General features: G+C 41.3%; 10 protein-coding genes. All 10 read left to right on the forward strand.

Annotated elements, in window-relative coordinates; all coding sequences use genetic code 11:
• Positions 1 to 21 precede the first annotated feature (21 nt).
• The 10 genes from CSV72_RS11795 to CSV72_RS11840 all read left to right on the forward strand — a co-directional run bounded on the left by CSV72_RS11795 (position 22) and on the right by CSV72_RS11840 (position 11,584).
• The gene (locus tag CSV72_RS11795; RefSeq protein ID WP_233191260.1) at positions 22 to 1,008 is read left to right on the forward strand and encodes a DUF3048 domain-containing protein; all 987 of its coding nucleotides are present in this window, start codon (positions 22 to 24) and stop codon (positions 1,006 to 1,008) included.
• A 26-nt stretch (positions 1,009 to 1,034) separates the two neighbouring features.
• Positions 1,035 to 1,355 carry a YerC/YecD family TrpR-related protein gene (locus CSV72_RS11800; protein ID WP_099678511.1) on the forward strand — a complete coding sequence of 107 codons (321 nt, stop codon included), beginning with the start codon at positions 1,035 to 1,037 and terminating at the stop codon, positions 1,353 to 1,355.
• 82 nt (positions 1,356 to 1,437) lie between these two features.
• Complete coding sequence (gene pcrB / locus CSV72_RS11805; protein WP_099678512.1) at positions 1,438 to 2,136, forward strand: heptaprenylglyceryl phosphate synthase; 699 nt, start codon at positions 1,438 to 1,440, stop codon at positions 2,134 to 2,136.
• Between the two features lie 44 nt (positions 2,137 to 2,180).
• The gene (gene pcrA, locus CSV72_RS11810) at positions 2,181 to 4,415 is read left to right on the forward strand and encodes a DNA helicase PcrA (RefSeq protein ID WP_099662212.1); all 2,235 of its coding nucleotides are present in this window, start codon (positions 2,181 to 2,183) and stop codon (positions 4,413 to 4,415) included.
• 27 nt (positions 4,416 to 4,442) lie between these two features.
• Positions 4,443 to 6,470 carry an NAD-dependent DNA ligase LigA gene (ligA, locus tag CSV72_RS11815; RefSeq protein ID WP_099678513.1) on the forward strand — a complete coding sequence of 676 codons (2,028 nt, stop codon included), beginning with the start codon at positions 4,443 to 4,445 and terminating at the stop codon, positions 6,468 to 6,470.
• Positions 6,454 to 7,587 (forward strand): CamS family sex pheromone protein, encoded by a 1,134-nt coding sequence (locus CSV72_RS11820; protein ID WP_099678514.1) that lies wholly within the window; start codon positions 6,454 to 6,456, stop codon positions 7,585 to 7,587. Before ligA ends, CSV72_RS11820 begins: the two co-directional genes overlap by 17 nt.
• Positions 7,588 to 7,675: 88 nt before the next feature.
• Entirely contained in the window at positions 7,676 to 7,963 is a 288-nt protein-coding gene (gatC, locus tag CSV72_RS11825; protein ID WP_099635287.1) for an Asp-tRNA(Asn)/Glu-tRNA(Gln) amidotransferase subunit GatC, read from the forward strand.
• A gap of 56 nt (positions 7,964 to 8,019) precedes the next feature.
• Complete coding sequence (gene gatA / locus CSV72_RS11830) at positions 8,020 to 9,483, forward strand: Asp-tRNA(Asn)/Glu-tRNA(Gln) amidotransferase subunit GatA (RefSeq protein WP_099662215.1); 1,464 nt, start codon at positions 8,020 to 8,022, stop codon at positions 9,481 to 9,483.
• Between the two features lie 2 nt (positions 9,484 to 9,485).
• The gene (gene gatB, locus CSV72_RS11835) at positions 9,486 to 10,916 is read left to right on the forward strand and encodes an Asp-tRNA(Asn)/Glu-tRNA(Gln) amidotransferase subunit GatB (RefSeq protein ID WP_099635285.1); all 1,431 of its coding nucleotides are present in this window, start codon (positions 9,486 to 9,488) and stop codon (positions 10,914 to 10,916) included.
• 98 nt (positions 10,917 to 11,014) lie between these two features.
• Entirely contained in the window at positions 11,015 to 11,584 is a 570-nt protein-coding gene (locus tag CSV72_RS11840) for a thioredoxin family protein (RefSeq protein ID WP_099678515.1), read from the forward strand.
• The last annotated feature ends 21 nt before the right edge of the window (positions 11,585 to 11,605 follow it).

Raw genomic sequence — 11,605 nt, forward strand, 5'->3', positions numbered from 1 at the left:
TGGAATGGACGCAAGTTACTCTTGGTAGCCGCAGCTAGCTTATTATGTCTAGGAGGTTGTTCTTCGAAAGAGCAATCTGAACCAGAAGAACAAGAAAAACCGAATGATGTGTCATGGTTTACAGGTGAGATGATTACAGATTCCATGGACAACCGTCCTATTTTAGCGACAATTAGTAATATCCCTGCTGCTCGGCCACAGTCCGGACTTTCGGATGCGGATCAGATATACGAATTCTTAGCAGAAGGTCAAGTAACGCGATACGCTGCACTATTTCAAAGTAAAGTGCCTAATCAGATAGGTCCTGTTCGAAGTGCTCGCGATTATTTTGTACACTTAGCAGAAGGTATGGATGCATTTTATATCGCTCATGGTTATAGTCCAGATGCAAAGAAATTACTTGATGATCGGGTAGTCGATTATATCAACGGCATACATCATGACGGGACTTTATTCGAACGTTCAGCAGACCGCAGGGCACCACATAACTCGTATATTTCAAAGGAACATATTGCAGAAGCATTTAGTCTCGTGAACGCTTCCAAAAAGATCACTGCACAGCCGTCCTTTTCTTTCCTAAATCCCGATGAAAGTGATAAAATAGGGGATATCGCATCAACGGTACAAGTATCGTACAGTTCAGATCCGAATTTTATTAGTACGTATCAATATAATCAAGAAGCAAATCGTTATTATCGATCTGTTAACGGTATTGATACAGTGGATAAGTTAAACGAACAACGTATAGAACTGGCGAATATTATCGTGATGGAAATGGATCATCAAACAGTTGATCAACAAGGCAGGCTCGCAATTGACCTAGAATCTGGCGGCCAAGCTATGCTGTTTCATGAAGGGATCGCTAAACCGATTGAATGGCAAAATAAAGATGGATTTTTAACTCCAGTGGAACAAGGCGTGCCTGTTAAATTAACAGTTGGAAAAACCTGGATCCACATTGTTCCATCATTATCGGGTCCTTCTACTTCCGTCACTTATACTCCGTAAGATCGACTTAGAGAGAGGGCGAGAACATGCAAATAGATAAAATTCGCGGAGAACAAATAGATCAGTTGTTTCAAGCAATCCTAGAACTAAAGGATGTAGAAGAATGCTATAAGTTTTTTGATGACCTCTGCACTATGAGCGAAGTCCAATCACTAGCACAAAGACTGGACGTAGCCCACAAACTTAAACTGAAAAAAACCTATGACAGCATCCAACAAGAAACAGGCGCAAGCACAGCTACGATCTCCCGCATACGCCGTTGCGTAGACTACGGGTCTGGTGGGTACAACCTCATGTTGGATCGACTTTATCCTGAACTTCAAAACAACCAAACAAAAAACAACTAACACAACCGGCCAGGGATAAAACCCCACCGGTTTTTTAAAAGTTATATAAACCTACTATGACAAGTGAAGGGGGAAATAAAAAATGGACTATAAAACATGGCGGCATGCATTTAAAATCGATCCAGCGAAAGGTATCTCAGATGAACACGTAGAAGCGATAGCCGAATCTGGAACGGATGGAGTCATCATTGGTGGATCTGACGGAGTCACATTGGAAAACGTACTTGATTTACTTGCACGTTTCCGTCGTTTTTCGGTGCCACTAGCATTGGAAGTATCTACTGTTGAATCGGTTACACCAGGATTCGATTATTACTTCATTCCAACGGTCTTAAATACAACGGATTCAAAGTGGTTGAACGGCTTGCATCACGAAGCTCTTCGTGAATATGGTCATATGATGAATTTTGATGAACTAGTTACAGAAGGTTACTGCATTTTAAATCTAGATTGTACAGCTGCGAAGGTGACAGGGGTCGACCGTGTTCCGGATGAAGAAGACGTACAAGCATATGCACGTATGGCTGAACATTTATTTTCGTTGCCGATATTTTATTTAGAGTACAGTGGACAATACGGCGATCCACAAATTGTTAGGTCGGCGAAAGAATTACTTACTAATACCCGTCTCTTTTATGGCGGTGGAATACGCTCAACAGAACAAGCAAAAGAAATGGCAGCCATTGCAGATACTGTAGTGGTAGGAAATGTTGTATATGATGATTTACAAGTGGCTCTAAAAACAGTCGATGCTGTGAAATCTGTTCCTTTACCTGTGTAAGTAGTATATAATAAGAACAAATGTTCCTAAAAGGCGGTACTAATATGAATAAACTATCGGATGATTTACTAAAAGGCATGAATCCTGAGCAAGCGCGTGCAGTCAAAACGACTGAAGGACCGTTGCTTATTATGGCGGGTGCCGGTTCAGGAAAGACTCGTGTATTAACACACCGAATTGCGTATTTGGTTGTAGAAAAACAAGTGTATCCGTCCAATATTTTAGCCATTACATTTACAAATAAGGCGGCACGTGAAATGCGTGACCGAATTGATGGATTACTGGGTCCAGGCTCTGGAGAACGTATGTGGGTTTCAACTTTCCACTCGATGTGCGTTCGAATTCTTCGCAGGTTCGTAGATCGAATCGGCCTATCTAAAAACTTCACTATCCTTGACAGTGCTGATCAAATGACAGCAATGAAACGTGTATTGAAAGAACTGAACCTCGACCCGAAACAGAATGATCCCCGGGCAATGCTCGGAATTATTGGCAATGCGAAAAACGAATGTATTGATGCAATTGAATTCCGTAAAAATTCAAATCCTCAAAATCCTCATGAACGTACAGTAGCAGATATTTACGATCGTTATACTAAAAAACTGCGTCAGAATCAATCAATGGATTTTGATGACTTAATTATGATGACAACAGTCTTGTTTGAACGAGTTCCTGAAGTGCTCGAGTATTACCAAAATAAATTTCAGTATATTCATGTGGATGAGTACCAAGATACAAACAATGCGCAGTATCGTCTCGTCAAAATGCTGGCTTCAAAATTCCGTAATGTCTGCGTAGTAGGTGACTCCGATCAGTCAATCTATCGCTGGCGTGGTGCGGATATCGGCAACATACTATCTTTTGAAAAAGATTATAAAGAAGCGAATGTCATTCTTTTAGAGCAAAACTACCGTTCCACCAAGAGGATTTTGCAAGCAGCAAATGAAGTGATCGACAATAATAAAAGTCGCTATGATAAGAAATTACGTACAGATAACCCCGAAGGCGAATTAATCTCGATCTATAAAGCGCGCGATGAAAAAGACGAATCACAATTTGTTGTCCAACAAATTATCGAGTTGAAAGAAAAACTCGGTTTAACATTGGATCAATTTGCCATCCTATACCGAACTAACGCACAGTCCCGTCTAATTGAGGAATACTTATTGAAGTCAAATCTTGATTACACAATTGTAGGCGGTACGAAGTTCTATGATCGAAAAGAGATTAAAGATTTACTTGCCTATTTACGTCTGATTGCGAATAACGACGATGACCTAGCGTTAGCAAGAATCATTAATGAACCGAAACGAAGCATCGGTGCTACTTCATTCGAACGTATGGCTACGTTTGCATTACAAAATGACCGCTCCATGTTTGATTCATTGCAGGAAGTGGATTTCATGGGCTTACCGAAAAGAGCATTAACGGAAGCGGTGAAATTCCATGAACTAATCAATGGATTTACTCAAATGCAAGAGTTTTTATCAATCACCGAACTAGTGAAAGAAGTCATTGATAAATCGGGTTATCGTGAGATGTTGGAAAAAGAAAAATCAATCGAGGCAGAAAGCCGTCTTGAAAACATTGAAGAGTTTTTATCGGTCACAGAAGCGTTTGAGAAACGTGCAGCAGAAGAAGAGGAAGAACCTTCACTTGTTGCATTCTTGACTGACCTCGCTTTAGTAGCGGATATTGATACATTGGATAAAGAAGAGAACACTTCCACTGAAAAAATCGTCCTAATGACGATGCACGCTGCAAAAGGCTTGGAATTTCCTGTGGTCTTCGTGCTTGGCATGGAAGAAAACATATTCCCGCACATTCGTGCACTTGCAGATCCGGAAGAAATGGAAGAAGAACGAAGACTTGCGTATGTGGCAATCACACGGGCAGAACAACGCCTTTACCTGACGAGTGCAGGTCACAGGATGTTGTTCGGTAAGTCAAACTTTAATCAACCATCTCGTTTCCTCAATGAAATCTCGGAAGAACTGACAGAGCTATTAGCGGATGGGAATGGCATGAGTGTACCTTTCGCTCAAGCACCCAAAGCAAAAGCCAAACGTCCTGCAGTTAAACGTCCAGTTTATAATGAAAGTGGCGGAGAGAAAATGCAGTGGAAGCCAGGAGACAAGGCGTCCCATAAAATATGGGGAATTGGAACGGTAGTGAGTGTTAAAGGTAAAGCAGATGATATGGAGCTGGACATTGCATTCCCTAATCCAGTAGGAATCAAGCGATTATTAGCCAAATTTGCACCGATTGAAAAAGAATAAAGCGTCCCTAAGGAGCGTGGAAAATAGATGGATGATGTTCTAAAACTAGAGAAGCGGGTAGCGGAGCTCAATAAAACCTTACATGAATATGGGCGTGCATACTATGACTTGGATGCACCTATTGTTCCCGATTCAGAATACGATGAGAAGATGAAGGAATTGTTGGCGATTGAAGAAGAACATCCTGACTTAATCTATCCTGATTCACCGACACAACGGGTTGGCGGAGCACCACTTGAGGTGTTTAATAAAGTCGTTCATCGTCATCCGATGCTAAGTTTGGCAAATGCTTTTAATGAAGAAGATTTAAAGGATTTTGACAGACGTGTAAAAGAAGCGACGGGGGACGCTGTGTATGTTTGTGAACTGAAGATCGATGGACTTGCCGTTTCATTACAATATGAAGAAGGTCGTCTTGTACAAGGCGCTACTCGTGGAGACGGTGCAGTTGGAGAAGACATCACAGCTAATTTAAAAACCATCCGCTCGATACCACATAAATTGAATGAGTCCTTAACGATTGAAGTTCGTGGCGAAGCGTATATGCCGAAGAATTCATTTGTTAAATTGAATGAAGACCGTGATGAAGCGGGTGAAGTACCTTTTGCCAATCCGCGAAATGCAGCTGCGGGATCACTTCGTCAGTTGGATTCAAAAGTAGCAGAGAGCAGAAATTTAGCTACGTTCATTTATGCGGTAGGTGGCGATGCGGAAGTATATGGCTTGGACAGTCACTCGGATGCGCTCAATAAAGTGGATGAGCTAGGATTGACGACGAATACGGAACGTAAGCGTTGTACGACGATTGAAGAAGTATTGGAATACGTAGCCTACTGGACGGAAAATAGACTAAACCTCGATTATGAAATTGATGGTATTGTAATAAAAGTTGATAACTTCGAATCGCAGGAACAACTTGGCTATACAGCAAAGAGTCCTAAATGGGCTATAGCCTATAAGTTTCCTGCAGAGGAAGTGCATACTCAACTGTTGGATATTGAGTTAAGCGTAGGCCGGACAGGTGTAGTTACGCCGACAGCTATTCTTGAACCAGTTCTTGTAGCAGGTACGACAGTAGGACGAGCATCTTTGCATAACGAAGACTTGATCCGTGAGAAAGATATTCGTATAGGTGATCACGTCGTGTTGCGAAAGGCTGGAGATATCATTCCTGAAATCGTCATGTCATTGAAAGAACAGCGGACGGGTGAAGAAGAACCTTTCCATATGCCTGATAACTGTCCTGTATGCGATTCAGAACTTGTGAGGATTGAAGGAGAAGTGGCTCTGCGTTGTGTGAATCCTAAATGCCCTGCGCAGATGAAAGAAGCGTTAATCCATTTCGTTTCAAGAAGAGCAATGAATATCGAGGGTGTTGGAGAAAAGCTGGTTGAACAATTGTATACAGCTGATTTGGTACAAGATGTATCCGATTTATATACGTTAACGAAAGAGTCGCTATTGAGCTTGGAACGGATTGGAGAGAAGTCCGCAACGAATATTTTGACGGCTATTGAACAGTCCAAAGAGAATTCATTAGAAAAATTGCTATTTGGGTTGGGCGTTCGCCATGTCGGTGAAAAAGTCGCAAGAATCTTAGCGGAAGAGTACCGTACCCTCGATGCATTAGAACAAGCAACAGAAGAAGAACTTGTAAATATTTTTGAAATCGGTGCGATTGTTGCTGATTCTGTGACAACGTACTTTAGTACGGAAGAAGTTCAGGAAGTAATGAACAAGTTACGTTCTTATGGCGTGAATACGGTTTATAAAGGTGCCACACGTGAAGAGTTGCCAACTACTGGACCTTTTGCTGGAAAAACGATCGTATTGACAGGAAAGCTCACAGAATTGACCCGTGGAGAAGCTAAAGAACAGATTGAATCGCTTGGCGGGACTGTTAGTGGCAGTGTCAGTAAGAAAACGGATCTGGTCATTGCCGGCGAAGATGCGGGCTCCAAATTGACGAAAGCACAAGAATTAGAGATTGAAATTTGGGATGAACAAGCTATGCTTGATGCCCTTGGAGTGGATACGAATGAAAAGAACGACTAAGTGGCTTATAACGGGAATTCTGTCGGCAGTCTTGCTGACAGGATGTGTACCGGCGCCGAGCGATGATCAGGAAAAAGCAGTACAGGAAACAGAGGAAAGTGAGCAGGAAATGGTGCTCATTCCTGATGCTCAAGTTAAAAAAGAGTACTACCGGACACCGGTTCCATTTAAAAAGAGCGCAAGCCGAGGGTTGGTAGTCAATAACCTCAATACGAAGTACGATATTCAGGAAACCGAGGAAGGCTTATTGCGCCTGTCTTCATTGTATTATGACCCTAAAGATTATTTCTTCCAGGAGGGTCAGTATATAGACCGCGATACTGCGAAGCAATGGATTTCCAGAAAATCAAACTTTGAAGCAGGTCTCAATCCGGCAATAACTGATGATATGTCACCGGCCCAAATTGCGGATGAGGCACCGATTTATCTTGCGCATATCGTCGAGCAAAACTATTTACAGATGACCGACGATAAAAAAGTGAAATTGGCTGGCATTACTATTGGACTAGCAATGAATTCGATTTATTATCCACGTGAAGGCAATGAACGCCGGATTGATGATAAAACAATCGAAGAAAAAGGTAAGAAGATGGCTGATATTATTTTAAGTAGGTTGCGCAGTAACCCCGATCTTGCGGATATACCAATAGCAGTTGGATTGTTCAAGCAAGAAAGTCGAAACGATATAGTACCAGGCACATATTTTGCCACTTCATTTGCTGCAAAAGGAAAAAATGAATTCACTGGTTGGAAAGAAGTAGATGAGCAGTATGTATTACTTCCCGCGTCTTCATCAACAGGGAATTATCGTGACTTAAATACGACATTCAAGAACTTCAAACAAGACATTGATGATTACTTCCCAAGTTTTGTGAATGTCATTGGAACAGCTTTCTATAAAGATCAGAAGCTACATTCATTACGTGTAGAAATTCCTATACAATTTTTCGGCAAGACGGAGCTGATTGGATTTTCACAATACTTGACTTCGTTGGTTAAAACACATTTTAAAGATGTACCCATCGAAGTAAGTGTAACGTCAGTTAATGGACCGGAAGTGTTAATTGTCAATGATAATGATCGAGAAGAACCGTTTGTACACGTCTATGGATATTGACATATTTTAGGTAGTAACACGAACTTTCCAAGAAACTGATTAAATGGTATGATTAATTGTACGATTGCAAAATGAGGAGGAACGATGTATGACAACATTTTCGAAAGAAGACGTCAAGTATTTTGCGGATTTCGTCCGTATTGGCCTCTCCGAGGAAGACAAAGAAAATTTCTCTGTTAAAATAGCAGATTTGATTGAAAGTGTAAGTAATTTAAATGAAGTAGATGTAACAGGTGTAGAGCCTATGACACATCCTGTTGCTATGATCAACGTCTTACGTGAAGATCAGCCAAAAGATATCTTGGACCGTGAAGTAATGCTAGCCAGTGCAGAAGATCAGGAAGACGGACTTATTAAGGTTCCAGATATCCTATAATCGAATTCGCAGTATAGAATACCATTCATGGCACAATGATAGTAGGAGGAAAAGTGATGACGTTAACTAGTAAAACAGCAACAGAACTTCAAGCTCTTTTACAAAAAGGGGAAGTTACTGCTACAGAAGTAACAGAAGCAACATTACAAACGATTGAACAACGCGAAGAGAAAATTCACGCGTTCATTCATGTTGCAAAGGAAGAAGCAACGAAACGTGCGGAACAGCTTGATCAAGAGGCTGCAGATACACGCGGACGTCTCTTTGGAGTTCCAATCGGTATTAAGGACAATATTGTAACAAAAGATATGACGACAACATGTGCAAGTAAGATGTTGGAAGACTTCGTACCCGTTTATAACGCTACAGCTATAGAAAAATTAGAAGCCGCGGGTGCAGTTAATATGGGGAAACTCAATATGGATGAGTTTGCAATGGGATCCACGACAGAAACATCCTATTTCGGCAATACATTGAATCCTTGGAATACAGACTATGTACCAGGTGGTTCTTCAGGTGGTTCTGCAGCGGCAGTCGCAGCAGGAGAAGTTCCGCTTTCTCTTGGGTCAGATACTGGCGGTTCGGTTCGTCAACCAGCTGCATTCTGTGGAATTGTTGGAATGAAACCTACATACGGTCGTATTTCACGTTTTGGTTTAACAGCATTCGCTTCTTCACTCGATCAAATCGGTACACTGTCACGCACGGTAGAAGATAATGCATTATTGCTTAGCGTAATCGCAGGAGAAGATTACAATGACAGTTCATCTTCCGCAAAAGCAGTTCCTGATTTCACAGCAGCACTTACAGGAGATATTAAAGGGTTGAAAGTTGCAGTTCCCAAACCTTATCTAGGTGAAGGTGTGGATGCAGAAATCGCGAAAACAGTAAAAGAAGCAATTGCTGTATTGGAATCACTTGGTGCGGTTTGTGAAGAAGTGGAATTACCGCATATTCAATACGCGCCCACTACGTATTATGTAATCTCTTCTTCGGAAGCACAATCCAATCTTTCACGTTTTGACGGATTGCGTTATGGATATCACACAGAAAATGCTGAGAACTTGGAGCAAGCATATTTCCGTACGCGTCAAGAAGGATTCGGCGACGAAGTAAAAAAACGTATTATTTTCGGTACGTATGCAATGAGTGCGGATCATCATGAAGATGTATATGTGCGTGCACAAAAAACACGTACGTTAATTGCGCAAGACTTTGATTCGGTATTTGAAAAGTATGATGTAGTCATCGGACCAACTGCTGCTACAACTGCATTTAAGCTTGGCGAAACTGGTGGAGATCAGCTCGTTCATTATGCTAATGATGTCTTGGCTGTGCCAGCTAACCTAACAGGTCGTCCGGCACTATCGGTACCATGTGGTTTCGTTAACGAACTACCGGTTGGAATGCAAATCATGGGTAAACACTTTGACGAGGAAACATTGTACAAAGTCGCTCATGCCTATGAGCAAGCTACAGATTTCCACAAGCGTACTCCATCGATTCAGGAGGGGAAATAATCATGAACTTTGAGACAATTGTTGGATTAGAAATCCACGTAGAGCTAAAAACAGATACTAAAATTATGTCTCCTGCACCCGCACATTTCGGTGCAGAGCCAAATAAAAACATTCACGTAACAGACATCGCATATCCAGGTGTTTTACCTACGTTAAATAAAAAAGCAATCGAATACGGAATGAAAGCTTCCATGGCATTGAACTGTGACATCGCGCCGATTATGAACTTCGATCGTAAGCATTACTTTTATCCAGATAACCCAAAAGCATATCAAATCACTCAGGACAAGCGCCCTGTTGGAGCGAATGGTTGGATTGAAATTGAAGTGGATGGCAAGAAAAAGAAAATTCGTATTGAGCGTGTACATCTAGAAGAAGACGCAGGGAAATTAACGCACACTGAAAACGGCCACTCATTGGTCGATTTAAACCGTCAGGGTACACCGCTAATCGAAATCGTAACAGAAGCAGATGTCCGCTCTCCTGAAGAAGCCTATGCATTCTTGGAAAAACTAAAAGCAATCATTCAATACACAGGCGTATCTGACGTTCGTATGGAAGAAGGCTCACTTCGCTGTGACGCGAATATTTCATTACGTCCATTTGGCCAAGAGAAATTCGGAACAAAAACAGAATTGAAAAACTTGAACTCATTCAACTTTATTCGCCGCGGTATTGCGAATGAAGTAGCACGTCAAGAAAAAATCCTATTGTCTGGCGGTACCATTCAACAAGAAACACGTCGTTACGATGAAGCAACTGGCGATACAGTATTGATGCGTATCAAAGGTAGTGCCAATGACTATCGTTTCATCAACGATCCAGACTTACCGGACGTTCATATTGAACAAGAATGGATGGATCGTGTTCGTAATGAAATTCCTGAGTTACCGGATGCGCGTAAAGAACGTTATGTATCCGAAATGGATCTTCCAGAATATGATGCACACGTATTAACGTTGACGAAAGAAATGTCTGATTTCTTTGATGCAACCGTAAAAGCTGGAGCGGAACCCAAATTGGCTTCTAACTGGTTGATGGGGGATGTATCAGCTTATCTAAATGCAGAATCGAAAGAACTGCATGATACTCCGCTGACACCTGAAAACTTAGCACAACTTGTAAAATTGATTACAGATGGTACGATTTCTTCTAAAATCGCGAAAAAAGTATTTACTGATCTCGTGAAAAAAGGTGGAAATCCTGCTGATATCGTCAAAGAAAAAGGACTTGTTCAAATTTCAGATGAAGGTACATTACGTACAATCATTACTGAGATCCTGGACAATAATGAACAATCAATTGAAGACTTTAAAAATGGTAAAGATCGTGCAGTTGGATTCTTAGTTGGACAAGTTATGAAAGCAACAAAAGGACAAGCCAATCCGCCGCTTGTAAATAAATTATTGATGGAAGAGATCAAGAAACGTTAATCTATCAATCCAATGAAAACGTTCCAGGAGAGGCCAAAATAGTCTGATCCTGGACGTTTTTCCACGTTAACTTACACAGTGAAACAGGGGGGATTATATTGAAAACAGAACAACAATATTTTGAAGATGCTGTATCACTTCAAACGTATATGGACAAAATGGAAACACATAAGGAAAACAGTTTTTTGATCTATAATGCATTTGAAGTACCACAGGATGATGAATTTATTGAATTGCTGAAAGAAAAGAAACCCCATATATTAGTCATTACAGAGGACTGGTGTGGCGATGCAATGCTGAATAATCCAATCCTTCGAAAAATTACGGAAGCTGCCAATATAGATGTTCGCGCTGTGTTGAGGGATGAAAATCCAGAACTGATTGACCGATATTTGACGAATGGTGGGCGTTCGATTCCGATGTACCTACTATTAAATGCAGCAGGTGAAGTAGTCGAAAAGTGGGGACCACGGGCACCGGTTCTTCAGAAGTATGTGATGGATGGTCGCGCGAAGTTACCGACTAAAGATGCATCTGATTTTGAAGAAAAGCAAAAAGTGTTTTATTCTCAGTTGATGTCTGAATATACATCTAAGCCCGAAAATTGGCTTGCTGTTTATAGTGACATGCGTTCGACGTGGCTTCCTGTTTTACAAATGTCTAAGTAACAATTTGCAAGAAACCATTTG

Origin of the sequence: Sporosarcina sp. P20a (assembly GCF_002743175.1) — a bacterium.
In the GTDB taxonomy this organism is placed as follows: domain Bacteria; phylum Bacillota; class Bacilli; order Bacillales_A; family Planococcaceae; genus Sporosarcina.